This is a genomic window from Lentzea sp. NPDC036955 (assembly GCF_055608005.1).
This window is the reverse complement of record NZ_JBVJRC010000005.1, coordinates 522,969-540,245: the sequence shown is the minus strand read 5'-3', so window position 1 is coordinate 540,245 and position 17,277 is coordinate 522,969. Positions and strand designations below refer to the sequence as shown.

Genomic DNA, 17,277 nt, shown 5'->3' with positions numbered 1-17,277 from the left:
GCCGGGAGGGGAGCTGGTCAGCCCAGCTCCCCTTTCGTTTGCCCGGAAACAGGCGGGTCAGCAGAACGCTTCGGTGAGCAGCTTCAGGTAGGCGTCGGTGGGGTTGCCGCTGGTCGGCGCGCTGGTCGCCGACAGCTCCAGGCGCTTCCGGGTGTCCGGCGTGGTCAGCAGCTCCGAGGAGTAGCCGGGGATGCCGCCGCCGTGGCCCCACACCTTCGTGCCGCACGGCAGGGTCTGCACCTGCAGGCCCAGGCCGTAGGCGGGGCTGACCGCGGTCGTCCTGCTGATCTCCTGCTGCTGCGCGGGCTTGAGCAGCTTGCCGCTCGCCAGCGCGACGACGAACGTGTCGAGGTCCTTCGTCGTGGAGATCATCTCACCGGCGGCCCACGCGACCGACGGGTTGAGGCGGGTGACGTCGGTCGGCTTGCCCTTCACGGTCGAGTAGCCGTGCGCGTGCGGGCCCCTGATGTCGAGGTCGTCGCCGGGCACCTCGGTGTCGGCCAGCCGCAGCGGCTTGAGGATGCGCTGCTCGACGGCCTTCTCGTACGGGCGGCCGGTGATCTTCTCGACCAGCAGGCCGGCAACGACGTAGTTGGTGTTGGAGTAGCTCCACTGCGTGCCGGGCTCGAAGTCGAGCGGCCGGTCCGTGGAGGTCTTGAGCATCTCCTGCGGTGACCAGTGCTTGTAGCGGATCTGCTCGAAGCCGTCCGGGTCGAGCGGCAGCGCGCTGGTGTAGTCGTAGAGCCCGCTGGTGTGCTGCAACACCTGCCGCACGGTGATGCGGGTGTCGATCGAACCGGGCAGGTAGCGCACGACGGGCGCGTCCAGGTCGAGCTTGCCCTCGCCGGCGAGCTGCAGCAGCACCGTCGACACGAACGTCTTGGTGATGCTGCCGATGCGGAACCGGCCGTTCTCCGGCACCGGGCGGTTGCGGTCGAGCTCGGCCTTGCCGGACCGGGCGGTGAGGCGGTGGCGCCCGTCGGTCACCCTGACCTGGACGCCGAGCGCTCCCCCGCTCGCCGTGATCTGGTCGAGCGCCCCCTGCACGACCCCGCGGTCGATCGCGCCGCCGGTGGCGTCGGCCGTGGTGTCGGCCGCGAGCGCGGTGCCGGTGGTGGCGGCGAGCAGTCCGGCCGTCGTGATGCCGGCCACGAGTCGAACTCTCAGTCGAATCCCCATGTCCACCACCTTGTCGAGGCGCGGGGACCGCCGCATCCACCTCAAGGCGGACGGGCCTCCCTAGGGGTGACCCTGACCCGGGGTGCGTCCTGGCGTGGAATCGCCTGCACGGCAACGAGATCGACCGCCACCGACCGGGCGGAGACCGGCGGTTCCAGGTGGCGTGATCTGCCCTTGGGGGCGAACGACGGCTGATCGGGCCGGATCAATAGGGCTTGTGCGCCGCTTTCATGGCCGAGACGAGCATTGCGCGCACTTTCGGCCAATGCACGTCCTGCTGACAGGAGAAAGGCGGCAGGAACCCGCCGCAGGTGCCCGACGAGGCACCGATCTCCCAGACGAAACTCGGCACACCCAGGTCGTCGTACACCCAGTCGTCGGTGGCACCGGAGGCGTTGTAGAGCAGCTCGCCCGGCTGGCCCGCGCGGAACCCGGACAGCGCGGCCATCTCGTTCGCGATCCTGCGCAGCGCCTCGTCGTTGCCGGACTTCTGCGTGCTCCAGCCCCACGGGAAGAGCACGTAGTTGCCGTAGCTGTGCATGGAGATCACGGCACCGGTCGTGTCCGGTGTGGCCGCCGCGGTGTCACCGGGCGCGCGGGTGTCGCGGTAGAGGCTGCGCCACAACGCTTGCAGCGCCTGGGTCTCCACCTCGGAGTCGGCGCGCGGGCCGCGGTAGACCTCGCTGCACCTGTTCGCGGAGCTGCCGACCTCACCCCAGTGCGAGCCGGCGTTGCGGTTGAGGTCGACGCCGCGCGGACCGCTGGAGCAGGTGCCCTGCGCGTTCTTGCGGTGCGGCACGGGGGTGTCGCCGCCGGACTCGACGATGTCCACGCCGTCGGGGTTCGCGATCGGCACGACCCAGACCTCCAGGTCGTCGAGCAGCGCGGTCAGGTCGGAGCCGACCAGGTCGTCGACGAACCGCCACGCCAGGTCACCGGTGGTGATCTCGCGGGCGTGCAGCTGCCCCATCACGAACAGCCGCGGCTTCGGCGCGGCCGGCGTCAGCGCGCAGTCGCCGGGCGCCATCCTGGTGATGCAGACGGCTTTCAGGTCGTGGCCGCCGTCGCCCTGGGTCTTGCGCCAGGAGTCGCCGTAGTCGACGACGGTCGCGAGGTCCGGGTGCTGTGCGGCGACCTCGTCGAGGTGGGCGAGGTGCGCGGTGACCGTGCGGTAGCCGCCGTAGTAGGTCGTGGCGTCGGGCGACCGCGGCACCTGTTGAGACGCGGGCAGCGCCGACTCGACAGTGGACTGGAAACCGTCGACGCGGAGGTCGTCGGCGGTGTGCGCGTTCCCGATGACGAAGAGGTCCGCGCCGTCGCGGTGTTCCGCGACGTCATAGCCGAGGCCGAGCAGCCGTTCGGCCGATTCCCCCAGCGGGGCCGGGACCCGCAGCACGTACGTCGCCTGTGGACCGTCCGCCGGCGCCGGTGCCGGGCTGAGCAGCAGGGTCAGGCCGGCGAGCAGGGCGAGGGCGGTCCGCATGACCACCGATGATCGGCCGTCCGGGTGAGCCGCGCCAGTCCGTTCGACCGGACGGATGACTACCGTCCGGTCAGTGGGACCCGCAAACTGCCGCTTGGCGAGCTGTGACGAAAATCAATAAGATCGGTCCCAGCATCGCAGCGGTTATTGTGCTCCACGCCGAAACCGACTCGACGACAGCGAGGTCCGCACACAGCCCACGGGAACCCAACGGGAGCGTCAGCCATGGATCATCTCCACCTCGACACCAACGTCGCTGAGATCTCCTACCTCGGCTTGCCGGACCACCTGTACTTCCCCTGGCGCGGCTCCCTCACCGACGACGACGAGGGGCTGGAGCCCACGATCGTCCGCAGCCTGGACTGAGCTCGCCGGGGATCGGGCGGGTCAGCCGGTGCGCAGGCGGTGGGCCAGCGCGGTGTGGCGGCGGCCGGCCCCCACCGTGCGCACGGCCTGGCCGATGGCGCGTTTCGAGCCCACGAGGACGACGAGCTTCTTCGCGCGCGTGACGGCGGTGTAGAGCAGGTTGCGCTGCAACATCATCCACGCGCTGGTCGTGATCGGGATGACCACGCACGGGTACTCGCTGCCCTGCGACCGGTGGATGGTCATGGCGTAGGCGTGGCTGAGCTCGTCCAGCTCGGAGAACTCGTAGTCGACGTCCTCGTCCTCGTCGGTGCGGATGGTGAGCTTCTGCTCGACCGGGTCCAGCGCGGTGACGACGCCCAGGGTGCCGTTGAAGACGCCGTTGCGGCCCTTGTCGTAGTTGTTGCGGATCTGGGTGACCTTGTCCCCCACCTTGAACACCCGGCCGCCGAAGCGCTTCTCCGGCAGGTTCTCGCGCGACGGCGTCAGCGCCTCCTGCAGCACCGCGTTCAGCGAGCCGGCACCGGCAGGACCGCGGTGCATGGGGGCGAGCACCTGGATGTCCTTGCGCGGGTCGAGCCGGAACCTGCGCGGGATGCGGTTCGCCACGACGTCGACCGTGAGGGTGGCGGCGTCCTCGGCCTCGTCGGCGGCGAAGAGGAAGAAGTCCGGCAGGCCCTGCACCACCGGGTACTCGCCGCTGTTGATGCGGTGGGCGTTCGTGACGACGCCCGACTCCTGCGCCTGCCGGAAGATGTGCGTGAGCCGGACGTTCGGGACCGGGCTGCCGTGGGCCAGCACGTCCCTGAGCACCTCGCCCGCCCCGACGGACGGCAGCTGGTCGACGTCGCCCACCAGCAGCAGGTGCGCGCCCGGCGGCACGGCCTTCACGAGCTTGTTGGCGAGCAGCAGGTCCAGCATCGACGCCTCGTCCACCACGACCAGGTCGGCGTCGAGCGGGTGGTCGCGGTCGTAGGCGGCGTCACCGCCGGGCTTGAGCTCCAGCAACCGGTGCACGGTGCGGGCCTCGTGGCCGGTCAGCTCGGTGAGGCGCTTCGCGGCGCGGCCGGTCGGGGCGGCCAGGACGACCTTCGCGCGCTTGGCCAGCGCCAGCCGGACGATCGAGCGCACGGTGAAGCTCTTGCCACAGCCCGGTCCGCCGGTGAGCACCGCGACCTTGCGGGTGAGGGCGAGCTGCACGGCCTCCCGCTGGTGCTGCTCCAGCTCGGTGCCGAGCCAGGCGAGCGCCCTGTCCCAGTTCACGCCCTGGAAGCTCGGCATGCGGTCGGTGTCGCTGTGCAGCAGGCGCCTGAGCTGGGCCGCCAGTGAGATCTCCGCGCGGTGGAACGGCACCAGGTAGATCGCGATCTCGTCGTCGGGCAGCTCCTCGCGGACCACGCCCTCCTCCTCGACGAGCTCGGCGAGGCAGTCGATGACGAGCCCGGTGTCGACCTGGAGGATCTTGATGGCCTCCGCGATGAGCGCCTGCTCCGGCAGGTAGCAGTTGCCGTCGGTGGTGGCCTCGGAGAGCGTGAACTGCAGGCCGGCCTTGACCCGCTGCGGGCTGTCGTGGGGGATGCCGACGGCCTTGGCGATCACGTCGGCGGTCTTGAAGCCGATGCCCCACACGTCGCTCGCCAGCCGGTACGGCTCCTCGCGCACGACGTCGACGGCCTTGTCGGTGTACTGCTTGTAGATGCGGACGGCCAGCGACGTGGAGACGCCGACGCCCTGGAGGAAGACCATGACCTCCTTGATGGCCTTCTGCTCCTCCCAGGCGTCCGCGATGGCCTTCGTGCGCTTGGGGCCGAGCTTCGGCACCTCGATGAGGCGCTCGGGCGTGTGCTCGATGACGTCGAGCGCGTCGACGCCGAAGTGCGTGACGATCTTGTCGGCGAGGACCGGGCCGATGCCCTTGATCAGCCCGGAGCCCAGGTAGCGGCGGATGCCCTGGATCGTGGCGGGCAGGACGGTCGTGTAGTCGTCGACGTGGAACTGCTTGCCGTACTGCGGGTGCGAACCCCAGCGGCCGCGCATCCTGATCGACTCGCCGGGCTGGGCGCCGAGCAGCGCGCCGACGACCGTGACCAGGTCACCGCGGCCGGTGTCGACCTTCGCGACGGTGTAGCCGTTGTCCTCGTTGGCGTAGGTGATCCTCTCCAGGACCGCTTCGAGGACGTTCATGACGTGAACCTACAGCGCTCTGCACACGATCTTCACAACTTGTCCCGGCGTCCTCCACGAGCGGGTCATAGAGTCGCCGTCATGACAGGTCAGCGCCGGGTGCTCGTGGTCGAGGACGACATCACGATCGCCGAGTCCGTGGCCGCGCGGCTGCGGGCGGAGGGCTTCGAGGTGTCCGTGGCCCACGACGGTCCGTCGGGGGTGGCCGCCGCGGCGTCGTTCGTCCCGGACCTGGTGGTCCTGGACGTGATGCTGCCGGGGTTCGACGGGCTGGAGGTGTGCCGCCGCATCCAGGCGGCGCGCACGGTGCCGGTGCTGATGCTGACTGCTCGCGGGGACGAGACGGACCTGCTGGTCGGGCTCGCCGTGGGGGCGGACGACTACCTGACCAAGCCGTTCTCGATGCGCGAGCTGGCCGCTCGGGTGCACGTGCTGCTGCGGCGGGTCTCGCGGGCGGCGGTGTCGCGCACGCTGGAGCTGGGGGACCTGTCGATCGACCTCGCGGCACGGCGCGTGCACCGGGGCGGCACCGAGGCGCACCTGACGCCGACCGAGTACGACCTGCTGGTGTTCCTGGCCGAACGGCCGTCCGCGGTGCAGGGCCGCGACCGGTTGCTGTCCGAGGCGTGCGGGTGGCACGACGGCGCGTCGTCGCGGACGGTGGACAGCCACGTGAAGGCGTTGCGGCGCAAGCTCGGGGCCGACCTCATCCGCACCGTGCACGGCATCGGGTACGCGCTGGAGGTGCCCCGGTGAGGAGGGTCCTGGCTCTGCTGGACCTGCTGCCGCGTCCGCTGGACTCGGTGCGGTCCATCAAGCTGAAGCTCGGGATCGTGATCGTGGTGTCCGGGTGCGTGTCGTTCGCCTACTTCCGGTACGCGACCGGGTGGCTGCCGCCGCGCACCACGCTGATGGCGCTGGTGCTGGGGCTCATCACCTCGCAGCTGCTGGCGCACGGCATGACCTCGCCGTTGCGGGAGATGACCTCGGCGGCCCGGTCGATGGCCTCCGGCGACTACTCGCTGCGGGTGCGCGCGACCTCGGTCGACGAGGTCGGGCAGCTCGCGGAGGCGTTCTCGGTGATGGCCTCGGACCTGGCCGCCGCCGACCAGCAGCGGCGCGAGCTCATCGCCAACGTGTCGCACGAGCTGCGGACGCCGATCTCGGCGTTGCAGGCCGTGCTGGAGAACGTCGTCGACGGCGTCGCCCAGCCCGACGCGGCGACGATGCGGACCGCGCTGGCCCAGACCGAACGGCTGGGCCGGCTGGTCACGGAGCTGCTGGACCTGTCGAAGATCGACGCCGGGGTGCTGTCGCTGAACCGGGAGCCGCTGTCGGTGGCGGCGCTGGTGGCGGACGTGGTGGCGGAGGCGTCGGTCGCCGCCCCCACGGCGTCCTTCGAGGTGTCGGTCGCCGACGGGCTGACGGTCCTGGCCGACGGGGAACGGCTGCACCAGGTGCTGGTGAACCTGGTGGACAACGCGGCCCGGCACGGTCCCACCGGGGGGTTGGTGACCGTGTCCGGGTACGCGTCCGGCGGGTCGGTGGTGCTGGAGGTGCGCGACGAGGGGCCGGGGATCGCCCTGGCCGACCGGTCGCGGATCTTCGAGCGGTTCACCCGCGGGGAACGCGCGGGCGGTGGTGGGACCGGGCTCGGTCTCGCCATCGCCCGGTGGGTGGTGGACCTGCACGGCGGCACCATCGCCGTGGTCGACCCCGGGTCGTGCATCCGGGTGACGTTGCCCAGCTGAACCACTTTTTCTGGCTTCCGTGCGCACCGCTGGCCGGTGCGCCGGTGGAGTGCGCCCTTTTTCTGGGCTTGGAGAGGGATATGACTGACTCGACGCGTTCGCCCGGTTCTTCTGAGCCGTTGGAGCCTTCGGAGAAGCCGGGGGGTGCCGGGCCGCGGTACCGGCACCTGCGCAAGGCGGCCTACCGGCCGCGGGTTCGCGCGGCGGAGGAACGGGCTGCGGAAACTGCTGCGGCGGAACCGACTCCGGAACCTGCTGCGGCGGAACCGGCTGCGGAAACCGCAGCGGAGGAACGGGCTGCGGAGGAACCGGTTTCGAAACCCGCGGCGGAGGAACGGGCTGCGGAGGAACCGGTTTCGAAACCCGCGGCGGAGGAACGGGCTGCGGAGGAACGGGCTCCGAAACCCGCAGCGGAGGAACCGGCTCCGGAACCCGTCGCGGAGAAACAGGCTCCGGAACCCGTCGCGAAGAGCCCCGACGCAGGCTCGCGCAGGGGTACCCCCGAACCGGGAACCCCTGCGTTTCAACGTACTCACGAGGTCCGACAAGATCCGGAGCCGAGCGAGAAGCCGCAGGTCGAGCAGCCTCCGGCCGCCACTGTGCCGCCACCGTCCCCCTGGGGCGGCCCACCCGCGCCACGCCTCGCGGGCCCCGTCATCGTCCCCTCCCCCAACCCGGTCCTCCCGTGGTGGCGCCCGCCCACCGACGCGGCACCGGCGAAGGTGCTCGGCGTCATGGCGGTCGCTGGTCTCGCCGCCGCCCTGCTCGCCCCGCCGAACAACGGCGTCGGCTGGTTCCTCGCCGGGGTGTTCGGCGTCGGCGCCGTGGTGTTCCACGCGGGCAAGCCGACCGTCGAACGGGCGTTGTGGCTCGCCGCGGCGCTCGCGTTCCTCGCCATGGGGTTCCTGCGGGCCGCCGAGTGGTTGTTCCCGATGGCCGTTCTCGCGTCGATGGTGTGCGGTTCGATCGCCATGGCGGGCGGGAAGACGGTGCGGGGACTGGTGTTCGGCGTGCTCGGGGTCGGGCTGGCCGGGTTCCGGTCGATCCCGTGGGTGGCGCGCAGCCTGAGCCGGCGCGGGCCGAAGAGCCTGCGGCCGTTCATCTCGGCCGGTGTGGCGTTGGTGCTGTTGCTGGTCTTCGGGTCACTGCTCGCGGGTGCGGACAAGGCGTTCAACGACTTCCTCGAGGGCCTGGTGCCGGACTGGGAGGTCGGCGAGTACGTGCGCATGGGGTTCTACGGGGCCGTGGCGGCGTTCGGCGCGGTCGGTGCGTGCTACCTGGTCGCGGCGCCCGCGCAGATCGACGAGGGCGCGGAGACCAAGCCGGGGACGTTGCGGCTCAAGGACTACGGGCTGCCGGTCGGGGCGCTCGTGGTGCTGTTCGCGGGGTTCGTGGCGACGCAGGTCGCGGTGCTGTTCGGGGGTGAGGCCTACGTGATGCGGACGGCGGGGGTCACGTTCGCCGAGTACGCGCGGTCCGGGTTCTGGCAGCTGCTGTGGGTGACGATCCTGACGCTCGCGGTCATCGCCGGGGTGGCGCGGTTCGCGGCGAAGCAGACCGCGCGGGACCAGCTGTGGCTGCGCGTCCTGCTCGGGGCGCTGGCGGTGCTGACGCTGGTGATCGTGTCGAGTGCGTTGAGCCGCATGTGGTTCTACCAGCAGGCGTACGGGTGGACGGTGCTGCGGCTGCTCGTCGCGTCGTGCGAGATCTGGCTCGGCGTGGTGTACCTGATGGTGATCGCGAGCGGGATCACGTTGCGCGCCAACTGGTTGCCGCGGGCCGTGGCCGGGACGGGTGCGGCGTTCCTGCTCGCCGTCGCGGTGGCGGACCCGGAACGCGTGGTGGCCGAGTACAACGTGACGAGGTTCGAGGCCACGCAGAAGATCGACACGTACTACCTGTCGACGCTGTCGGAGGACGCGGTGCCCGCGTTGCTGCGACTTCCCGCGGACAAACGGGACTGCGCCCTGCTGCGCCTGCGGATGCCGGGTGCCGAGGCTGATTGGCGGGAGTGGAACCTGGCGCGCCACAACGCTCGTGAGTCACTCGAAGGCGTGAAGGTGAGCGAACGCGTCTGTGAGTCGCCTTACTACACCGAACGGTAGTTGTTGGGCGGAGGTAAAGTTGCGGGTCCACCAGTTGCCGAGAGGGTGAGAAGTGACGCTGTCGTGACGCTTGCGGCCGAACCCGTTGTCCTTCGATCGATGTTCACGGCAGGGGATGCGCCCGCACCGCGCACACTGCTGGACATCCTGCGCGCGAGTGCCGAACAGCACCCGGACGCGCCGGCCGTCGACGACGGCACCACCGCGCTCACGTACCGCGCGCTGCTCGCGGAAGTCTTCGAGCTGAAGGAGAAGCTGGCCGCCGAGGGCATCGGGGTCGGCGACCGGGTCGGCATCCGCGTGCCGTCCGGCACCGTCGACCTCTACGTGTCGATCCTCGCCACCCTCGCGGCCGGCGCCGCCTACGTGCCGGTCGACTTCGAGGACCCGGACGAGCGCGCCGAGCTCGTTTTCGGTGAAGCGCAAGTGAGTGCGGTGCTCGGTGAAGGCCGATCCGTTGCACTGCGCGGAACTCCGCTGGGCGTGCCCGGCGAGCCCGGTCTCGGCAACGACGCGTGGATCATCTTCACGTCCGGTTCCACCGGCAAGCCCAAGGGCGTCGCGGTCACCCACCGCAGCGCCGCCGCGTTCGTGGACGCCGAGGCGCGGCTGTTCCTGCGGGACGAGCCGATCGGGCCGGACGACCGCGTGCTCGCGGGGCTGTCGGTCGCGTTCGACGCCTCCTGCGAGGAGATGTGGCTCGCGTGGCGCTACGGCGCCTGCCTGGTGCCGGCACCGCGGTCGTTGGTGCGCACCGGCATGGACCTCGGCCCGTGGCTGGTCGAGCAGGAGATCACCGTCGTGTCCACGGTGCCGACGCTGGCCGCGCTGTGGCCGGTCGAGGCGCTGGACGACGTGCGGCTGCTGATCTTCGGCGGCGAGGCGTGCCCGCCGGAGCTGGCCGAGCGGCTCGCCGTGCCCGGCCGCGAGGTGTGGAACACCTACGGGCCGACGGAGGCGACCGTCGTCGCCTGCGCCGCCCAGCTGACCGGCCAGGGCCCGGTCCGCATCGGCCTGCCGCTGGACGGCTGGGAGCTCGTCGTCGTCGACCAGCGGGGCGAGGTCGTGCCGATGGGTGAGTCCGGTGAGCTGGTCATCGGCGGCGTCGGCCTGGCCCGCTACCTCGACGTCGAGAAGGACGCGCAGAAGTACGCGCCGCTGCCGTCGATGGGCTGGGACCGCGCCTACCGCAGCGGTGACGTGGTCCGCGCCGAGCCGGAGGGCCTCGTCTTCCTCGGCCGCGCGGACGAGCAGATCAAGCTCGGCGGCCGCCGGATCGAGCTCGGCGAGGTCGACGCGGCGCTCGCGGCGCTGCCCGGTGTCGCCGGTGCCGCCGCCGCCGTGCGCACCACGCGCGGTGGCAACCAGGTCCTCGTCGGCTACGTCGTCGTCGACGACGGGTTCGACCAGGAGGCCGCGGTCGAGCAGCTGCGCACCGAGCTGCCCGCGGCGCTGGTGCCGCTGGTCGCGGTGGTCGACACGCTGCCGACGCGCACGTCCGGCAAGGTCGACCGGGCCGCGCTGCCGTGGCCGCTGGAGTCGATGGACACCGCGGGTGTCGTGTTCTCCGGTCTCGAAGGCTGGCTCGCGGAGCAGTGGGCCGCCGTCCTCGGGTCCGGTCCCGCCTCCGAGGGCGCGAACTTCTTCGCCTCCGGCGGCAGCTCGCTGGGCGCCGCACAGCTGGTCTCCCTGATCCGCACGCGCTACCCGAGCACGTCCGTGCAGGACGTCTACCAGCACCCGACGCTCTACAAGCTCGCGCGGCGCCTGGAGTCCTACGGTCAGACGGCCGAGGTGCGCGAGGTCGTGCCGACGCCGCGCTGGACCGGTGTCGTGCAGACGCTGCTGATGATCCCGCTGCTCACCGTCGCCGGCGCGCGCTGGGTCGTGGCCCTGACGGCGCTGTCGAACGTCCTGGGCTGGACCTCCGTGTCGTGGTGGTGGGTCGCCGCGGGGTTCGTGGTGTTCCTGAGCCCCGCCGGACGGCTCGCGATCTCCGCGGGCGGCGCCCGGCTGCTGCTGCGCGGCGTGAAGCCCGGCGAGTACCCGCGCGGCGGGTCCGTCCACCTGCGGCTGTGGACCGCCGAGATGCTGGCTCAGCAGTCACGTGCCACCGAGCTGTCCGGCTCCTGGGTCACGCACTACGCGCGGGCGCTCGGCGCGAAGATCGGCCCCGGTGTCGACCTGCACTCGTTGCCGCCGGTCACGGGCATGCTGAAGGTCGGGCGCGGTGCCGCCGTCGAACCCGAGGTGGACCTGTCCGGCTGGTGGCTCGACGGCGACCGGCTGCGCATCGGCCGCATCCGGATCGGCGCTGGCGCGACCGTCGGTGCCCGCAGCACGCTGTTCCCCGGTGCGCGGATCGGCAAGAAGGCCGAGGTGGCGCCCGGTTCGGGCGTGCGCGGCTCGGTGCCGACCGGTCAGCGCTGGGCCGGTGTGCCCGCGATCCGCGAGGGCAAGGCGGCGCGCTCGTTCCCGTCGCGCCGGCCGGAGCGGTCGCGGTTCTGGAACCTCATGTACGGCGTCTCGTCCGGTCTGCTGGGCGCGCTGCCGCTGCTCGCGGCGGCCCCGGCGGTGCTGTACGTGCTGCGCCGCCCGGTGACGCTCACGTCGGCGCTGTGGGACGTGCCGGTGGCCTCGGCGATCTGGTTCGGCTCCTACGCCCTGCTGGTGCTCATGGCCGTGCGGTTGCTGGGCATCGGCATGCGCGAGGGCCACTACCCCGTGCACAGCCGCGTGGCCTGGCAGGCGTGGACGACCGAGCGGCTGATGAACATCGCCCGTTCGGCGCTGTTCCCGCTGTACGCGTCGCTGTTCACGCCGGTGTGGCTGCGGCTGCTCGGCATGAAGGTCGGGCGCCGGGTCGAGGCGTCCACGGTCGTGGCGCTGCCGAAGATGACGCGCGTCGGTGACGGTGCGTTCCTGGCCGACGACACGATGGTCGCCTCCTACGAGCTCGGCGGCGGCTGGCTGCGGATCGCCACGGCCCGTGTGGGCAAGCGGGCGTTCCTGGGCAACTCGGGCATGACCGCACCCGGTCGCGCGGTGCCCAAGGGCGGGCTCGTCGGCGTGCTGTCCGCGGCGCCGAAGCGGGCCAAGGCCGGTTCGTCGTACCTGGGCATGCCGCCGATGAAGCTGCCGCGCACCGCGGCAGCGTCGGACGACTCGCGCACCTACGACCCGCCGGCGCACCTGCTGTGGGCGCGGGCCGTCGTGGAGCTGTTCCGGTTCGTGCCGGTGATGCTGAACGTCGCGCTGGTCGTGCTGGTGTTCTTCGCGCTGAAGGCGTTCGGCCTGTGGTGGGCCGGTGTGGTGCTGCTCGCCGCCGGTGTCGCCGCGTGCGTGGTGGCCGCGGTCGCGAAGTGGGTGCTGGTCGGGCGGTTCAAGGTCCGCGAGTACCCGCTGTGGTCGGCGTTCGTGTGGCGCAACGAGCTGGCGGACACGTTCGTCGAGGTGCTCGCGGTGCCGTGGCTCATCGGGTTCTCCGGTGGCACGCCGGTCATGAACCTCTGGCTGCGCTCGCTGGGCGCGTCGGTGGGCAGGGGCGTGTGGTGCGAGTCGTACTGGCTGCCCGAGGCGGACCTGGTGTCGCTGGGCGCCGGTGCCACCGTGAACCGCGGCTGCGTCGTGCAGACGCACCTGTTCCACGATCGCATCCTGCGGATGGACCGCGTGGAGCTGGGCGCCGGGTCCACCCTGGGCCCGCACGGGATCGTGCTGCCCGGCGCGTCCGTGGGCGACCACACGACGATCGGACCCGCCTCGCTGGTCATGCGCGGAGAAGATGTACCGTCGGGAACCCGTTGGCTGGGCAACCCGATCTCCGCGTGGACATGACCTTCTCCGTACACCATTACGCACTGGAGCTTGACTACAAGCCGCACTCCGCGCGCCTGTCCGGGCGCGCGGTGCTGCAGGCTTCCTGCGCGTCGCCGCTGTCGTCGTTCTCGCTGTCCTTCGGCTCGCTGCGGATCTCGAAGGTCCTGGTGAACGGCAGGCCGGCGCGCTACGGGCACGCCGGCGGGGTGCTGAACGTGCGTGCCGCCGTGCGCGGGTCGTTCTCGGTCGAGGTCCGCTACTCGGGCACGCCGACGCCGATCTCGACACCGGAGTGGGGCGACCTCGGCTGGGACGAGCTCACCGACGGCTCGATCGTGGCCTCGCAGCCGATCGGGGCGCCGTCGTGGTTCCCGTGCCTCGACCACCCCTCGTCCAAGGCCTCCTACCACCTGGAGGTCACCGCGCCCTCGCCGTACACCGTGGTGTGCAACGGGGTGCTGGTGGACGGCAAGGTCTCCGGCAGCACGACGAAGTGGACCTACTCGATGGCCGCGCCGATGGCCACCTACCTCGCGACCGTCCAGATCGGACAGTACGTGGAGGCGCTGCCCGGCGTGTGGGCGCCGGCGCGGCTGAAGCGCCTGGTGGCACACGACTTCGGGCGGCAGAACCAGATGGTCGAGCTGTTCTCGTCGCTGTTCGGGCCGTACCCGTTCGCCAGGTACGCGGTCGTGGTGACCGATGACGCGCTGGACGTTCCCGTTGAGGCGCAGGGGTTGTCGACGTTCGGTGCGAACCACGTGGACGGCCGTCGCGGCTCGGAGCGGCTGGTGGCGCACGAGCTGGCGCACCAGTGGTTCGGCAACTCCGTGGGTGTCGCGGAGTGGGAGCACATCTGGCTGAACGAGGGCTTCGCCTGCTACTCGGAGTGGCTGTGGTCGGAGGCCTCGGGCGGCCGGTCGGCGGACGCGTGCGCGACCGGGGCTCGTGACCTGCTGCGACGGCTGCCGCAGGACGTCGTGATCGGCCGGCCGGACCGGGCCGACTGGTTTGACGACCGGGTCTACAAGCGCGGGGCGTTGACGTTGCACGCGCTGCGCCGGGAGATGGGCGACGACTCGTTCTTCGCGTTGCTGCGGGAGTGGTGCGCGCGCCACCGGCACGGCGTGGTGACGACGGAGGACTTCCTGGCGCTGGCCGGGCACCGGGACCTGCTGACCCGGTGGTTGTTCAAGCCGGAGCTACCGCGCTGAGACCTCGGTGCCGCAGTTGGTAGTGGAAAAGTGCTTGTTGATGTTGAGTTGGTGGTGAGCCTTTTCCAACTTGTTCTGGCAGGTCAGGGCGCTGTCGCGAAAGCTCTGCGCGTCATCGACGTGTGGAACCGCTCTCACGCCGCTACCGCGCTGAGTTGGTTGTAGTTACAGGCAGAAGACAACGTTGTCAGATCACCTCAACTACCGCCAACTGGTCGGTGGACACCGGTGAGAGCGCGACCATCAAGATTGCGAACGTCAGGGAAACGATGACTCCTGATCGCAACGACCCAGCACCGCCGACTCGAGCCGCTTGCGGCAGACCCGTCGGTCACACCTCGCCACCACCAGCGGAACCAGGATGGAAAAGGCTCGGTACTTGCAGATGCCCGGGAAGCAGGGGGATCAGGCGGTGAAGCGCCACACCAGCGGTGGACGGCCGCCCTTGGGCAGTGCCGACGCGTGCTGGGTGGTGCGTTCCAGACCGGGTACGCGGTCCATCGTGCGGCCCAGGTTGGCCGGGTAGGGGCGGTCGCCGGTCAGCGACTCGGTCACGTCGAGCGCCTGTGCCGTCGTGAACTCCGGTCCGAGCAGGCCCGCGGTGAACGCCACGTCGCGCCAGAGCTTGTCGGCGAGCAGCGGGCGGCAGTCGGCGACGATCCGGTTGTGGTCGAAGGCCAGCGCGGGCACGGCGTCCAGCGTGGTCCAGGTCAGGTCGTTCCGGCCGGGGCGGGTGAGCGTGGCCCACAGCGCGATCGACAGCGTCGGGCCGCGCGGGTCGCGGGACGGCTCGTCGAACATCGCGAGCTGGCCGGTGGCGGTCACGGACTCCTCGGCCAGGCCCAGCTTCCCGGTGACGGCCCTGGTGGTCGCGTCCCGCAGGCGTTCGCCCTTGCCCAGCAGCACACCGGGCAGGGCGAGCTCACCGGCGAACGGGTCGTGCGCCCGCGGTGCCACCCCCAGGAGCACCGCGCGCGCGTCCGGGTCGAACCGGAGTGCGATCACGTCCACCGACACCAGCGTCGACTCGATCATGGCGTGGATTCTCCCGCACCGCGTAGTCCGCCCTGGCCGGGCCCGCCCCGGTGACCAGCACCTCGACGTCGAGCAGGTGTTCCAGGTACGCCACCGGGTCCGGCATCTCCTCCAGGCCCTCGTGGGTGGCGACCTGGAGGCCGTCGGCGTCCAGGTGCGTCACGGCCAGCCCGTCGACGCCACCGCAGCACCGCACCGAGTACTGGAGCAGCCGGGCGTCGAGGTGACCGGCCCGCCAGGCGCCCTGGAACTCCCCCGTGCCGTTGTGCCGCTCCGGGAACCGGGCGAGAACGGCCGGGTCCTCCGTCGGCAGCGGGCCGGCGCCGTGCCTGGTCTGGTAGGTCCTGGTCACGCCGATCACCCGGGCCGGGCGGCCGTTCAGCAGCTCCCTGGCGTTGCGCGGCGTCACGGTCGACCACGTCGTGTGCGGGTGGAACCCGTGGGTCTCGTCGAGCAGAACGCCTTGGGCGCCTTCGAAGACGACCCGGCCGGCACCGTCGAGCTCGTCACCGGTCGTGATGCGCACGGCGTCGGCGAAGGACCGGTAGAGCGCGACGAGCCCGTCGACGTCGGCGGTGGCGCCGGTCAGCGGCTCGTAGAACCGGGCGAGCGCGTCCAGCTTGTGCCGCAACGCCCTCGGGTCCAGGCAGTCGCCGACGGTGGGGGCGGGGCCCGGTTCGCCGAGCACCCGCTGCCCCTCGACCACCTCCCACGCGTTCCTCCCGGCGAGCAGCCCGTACCAGGCGGTCTCGCCGATGCCCTTGCCGCACGAGCCGTGCCGGTCGGCGCCCCTGGCCCTCTCCCTGGCCCGGTTCGCGGCGACGTGGACCGGCGTGGTGAGCAGTGCCCGCGCGTCGACCGACATCAGCGACAGCGGGTCCGCGACACCGATGGCTTCCAGCTCGCGCGACTCGGTGGCGAGCGCGATCGGTTCGACGAGCACGTGGCGCGACAGCCAGGTCGGCACGCCCGCGAGCGTGCCCGACCCGAACTGGCTGAACGTGTGGTGCCGGTCGCCGACGACGACGTTGTGCGCGGCCTGCGCTCCCCCGTTGAACCGCACGACCTTCGACACCGACCCGTCCGCGCACAGGGCGTCGACCACGGCGCCCTTGCCCTCGTCGCCGAACCCGAGCCCGACGACGACCACGTGGCCGGTCACGTCAGCGTCACGTCGTCGGGGCCGTCGATGGCGAGCGGCGCGGCGGTGACCGGGCGGGCGGTGGCACCGACGGCGACCAGCGCCTTGCCGACCGACCTGCTCTCGGCGACCGACCCGATCTCGGCGAGGTCGACGAGCGCCTGGTCGAGGTCGACGACCTGCTCCTCCATGCCGATCGTGGCGGCGATCAGCTCGCACACCGCGCCGGGGTCGTCGAGCTTGAGGAAGTTCTGCCCGAGGATCGACCGCCAGTGCTCGGCGATGCTGTCGTCGTTGAAGTACGACGACTGGTTGGGCAGGATGAAGTAGACGTTCCACCTGCGGGCGAGCTCCCGGTACACCGACACGGGGTCGATGTCCTGATGGACGTCGTCGCCGATGACCCGGCGGATGTGCTCGGCCTTCAGCCGCCGCTTGTTCAGCTCGTCGCCGATGATGAACAGGTAGCCCTTGCGTCCGCGCTTCTGCCAGGCGTCGGTGACCACGTGCCGCGCGATGAAGTACGCGGCCAGCTCGTACGACTCGCTCTTCTGCCCGCCGCCGTTGCCTTCGAGGAAGATGTCGCGCAGCTGCTCGTCCATGCGGTTGTCCGACTCGAACTGCCCGACCTGCAGCGGGACCCGGTCGCTGTCGGCGTCGCCGATGCCGCCGAACATCAGCTGCGGGTCGGTGAGGTACCCCTTGCGCTGCAACAACCCGTGCAGCTTGCCGAGCTTGCCCTGCATGATCCGCGGCACGCTGCCCATCGACCCGGTCACGTCGAACAGCACCGCGATGGGTGTCGAGTCGGCGTGGTCGGGCGAGTCGCGGCACTCGCGGACCGCGACCTTGAACGGGTCGAGCGCGGGTGCGGCCTTCCAGTCGTCCCGCGGCCGCGACCGGACCGACGCGGTGTAGCCGAAGTCTGCGATCCCCTTGGCGGCGCGGAAGGTCTTGGCCGCCGCGTAGGCGTTGTCGTCCCACTTGCCGTGTCCCATGG

12 protein-coding genes are annotated in these 17,277 nt (G+C 71.2%); 6 read left to right on the top strand and 6 right to left on the bottom strand.

The window, feature by feature from the left end:
• Window positions 1-57: 57 nt before the first annotated feature.
• Both ACZ7CF_RS19830 and ACZ7CF_RS19825 read right to left on the bottom strand, forming a co-directional pair.
• Window positions 58-1,179 carry a serine hydrolase domain-containing protein gene (locus tag ACZ7CF_RS19830; protein ID WP_470370215.1) on the bottom strand — a complete coding sequence of 374 codons (1,122 nt, stop codon included), beginning with the start codon at window positions 1,177-1,179 and terminating at the stop codon, window positions 58-60.
• A gap of 205 nt (window positions 1,180-1,384) precedes the next feature.
• Entirely contained in the window at window positions 1,385-2,662 is a 1,278-nt protein-coding gene (locus tag ACZ7CF_RS19825) for a M14 family zinc carboxypeptidase (protein ID WP_470370214.1), read from the bottom strand.
• A gap of 225 nt (window positions 2,663-2,887) precedes the next feature.
• Between ACZ7CF_RS19825 and ACZ7CF_RS19820 the strand changes: the two genes are divergently transcribed.
• On the top strand, window positions 2,888-3,028 hold the full coding sequence (locus ACZ7CF_RS19820) for a hypothetical protein (protein ID WP_360395344.1): 141 nt from the start codon (window positions 2,888-2,890) through the stop codon (window positions 3,026-3,028).
• A gap of 21 nt (window positions 3,029-3,049) precedes the next feature.
• On the opposite strand, the gene recD2 is transcribed toward ACZ7CF_RS19820, so the two are convergent.
• Entirely contained in the window at window positions 3,050-5,212 is a 2,163-nt protein-coding gene (gene recD2 / locus ACZ7CF_RS19815; RefSeq protein ID WP_458430428.1) for an SF1B family DNA helicase RecD2, read from the bottom strand.
• An 81-nt stretch (window positions 5,213-5,293) separates the two neighbouring features.
• Between recD2 and ACZ7CF_RS19810 the strand changes: the two genes are divergently transcribed.
• The 5 genes from ACZ7CF_RS19810 to ACZ7CF_RS19790 all read left to right on the top strand — a co-directional run bounded on the left by ACZ7CF_RS19810 (window position 5,294) and on the right by ACZ7CF_RS19790 (window position 14,101).
• On the top strand, window positions 5,294-5,968 hold the full coding sequence (locus tag ACZ7CF_RS19810) for a response regulator transcription factor (RefSeq protein ID WP_360395340.1): 675 nt from the start codon (window positions 5,294-5,296) through the stop codon (window positions 5,966-5,968).
• Window positions 5,965-6,963 (top strand): HAMP domain-containing sensor histidine kinase, encoded by a 999-nt coding sequence (locus tag ACZ7CF_RS19805; RefSeq protein ID WP_360395338.1) that lies wholly within the window; start codon window positions 5,965-5,967, stop codon window positions 6,961-6,963. Before ACZ7CF_RS19810 ends, ACZ7CF_RS19805 begins: the two co-directional genes overlap by 4 nt.
• A 734-nt stretch (window positions 6,964-7,697) precedes the next feature.
• The gene (locus ACZ7CF_RS19800) at window positions 7,698-9,068 is read left to right on the top strand and encodes a DUF4153 domain-containing protein (protein ID WP_470370213.1); all 1,371 of its coding nucleotides are present in this window, start codon (window positions 7,698-7,700) and stop codon (window positions 9,066-9,068) included.
• 99 nt (window positions 9,069-9,167) lie between these two features.
• Window positions 9,168-12,905, top strand: a complete 3,738-nt coding sequence (locus ACZ7CF_RS19795; protein ID WP_470370212.1) for a Pls/PosA family non-ribosomal peptide synthetase — start codon at window positions 9,168-9,170, stop codon at window positions 12,903-12,905.
• Window positions 12,902-14,101, top strand: coding sequence for a M1 family metallopeptidase (locus ACZ7CF_RS19790; protein ID WP_470370211.1), 1,200 nt, complete (start codon window positions 12,902-12,904; stop codon window positions 14,099-14,101). Before ACZ7CF_RS19795 ends, ACZ7CF_RS19790 begins: the two co-directional genes overlap by 4 nt.
• A gap of 405 nt (window positions 14,102-14,506) precedes the next feature.
• On the opposite strand, the gene ACZ7CF_RS19785 is transcribed toward ACZ7CF_RS19790, so the two are convergent.
• The 3 genes from ACZ7CF_RS19785 to ACZ7CF_RS19775 are packed head-to-tail and all read right to left on the bottom strand — an operon-like array spanning window position 14,507 to window position 17,275.
• Window positions 14,507-15,136 carry an NUDIX hydrolase gene (locus ACZ7CF_RS19785; protein ID WP_458430424.1) on the bottom strand — a complete coding sequence of 210 codons (630 nt, stop codon included), beginning with the start codon at window positions 15,134-15,136 and terminating at the stop codon, window positions 14,507-14,509.
• Window positions 15,024-16,298 carry an adenylosuccinate synthetase gene (locus ACZ7CF_RS19780; protein WP_470370210.1) on the bottom strand — a complete coding sequence of 425 codons (1,275 nt, stop codon included), beginning with the start codon at window positions 16,296-16,298 and terminating at the stop codon, window positions 15,024-15,026. The genes ACZ7CF_RS19785 and ACZ7CF_RS19780 overlap by 113 nt, the downstream gene beginning before the upstream one ends.
• On the bottom strand, window positions 16,295-17,275 hold the full coding sequence (locus tag ACZ7CF_RS19775; protein ID WP_470370209.1) for a hypothetical protein: 981 nt from the start codon (window positions 17,273-17,275) through the stop codon (window positions 16,295-16,297). The genes ACZ7CF_RS19780 and ACZ7CF_RS19775 overlap by 4 nt, the downstream gene beginning before the upstream one ends.
• Window positions 17,276-17,277 lie beyond the last annotated feature (2 nt).

Coding starts and splice junctions, on each gene's coding strand:
- ACZ7CF_RS19830 (WP_470370215.1), bottom strand. CDS start 1,179: ATGGGGATTCGACTGAGAGTTCGACTCGTGGCCGGCATCACGACGGCC.
- ACZ7CF_RS19825 (WP_470370214.1), bottom strand. CDS start 2,662: ATGCGGACCGCCCTCGCCCTGCTCGCCGGCCTGACCCTGCTGCTCAGC.
- ACZ7CF_RS19820 (WP_360395344.1), top strand. CDS start 2,888: ATGGATCATCTCCACCTCGACACCAACGTCGCTGAGATCTCCTACCTC.
- recD2 (WP_458430428.1), bottom strand. CDS start 5,212: ATGAACGTCCTCGAAGCGGTCCTGGAGAGGATCACCTACGCCAACGAG.
- ACZ7CF_RS19810 (WP_360395340.1), top strand. CDS start 5,294: ATGACAGGTCAGCGCCGGGTGCTCGTGGTCGAGGACGACATCACGATC.
- ACZ7CF_RS19800 (WP_470370213.1), top strand. CDS start 7,698: ATGGCGGTCGCTGGTCTCGCCGCCGCCCTGCTCGCCCCGCCGAACAAC.
- ACZ7CF_RS19795 (WP_470370212.1), top strand. CDS start 9,168: ATGTTCACGGCAGGGGATGCGCCCGCACCGCGCACACTGCTGGACATC.
- ACZ7CF_RS19790 (WP_470370211.1), top strand. CDS start 12,902: ATGACCTTCTCCGTACACCATTACGCACTGGAGCTTGACTACAAGCCG.
- ACZ7CF_RS19785 (WP_458430424.1), bottom strand. CDS start 15,136: ATGATCGAGTCGACGCTGGTGTCGGTGGACGTGATCGCACTCCGGTTC.
- ACZ7CF_RS19775 (WP_470370209.1), bottom strand. CDS start 17,275: ATGGGACACGGCAAGTGGGACGACAACGCCTACGCGGCGGCCAAGACC.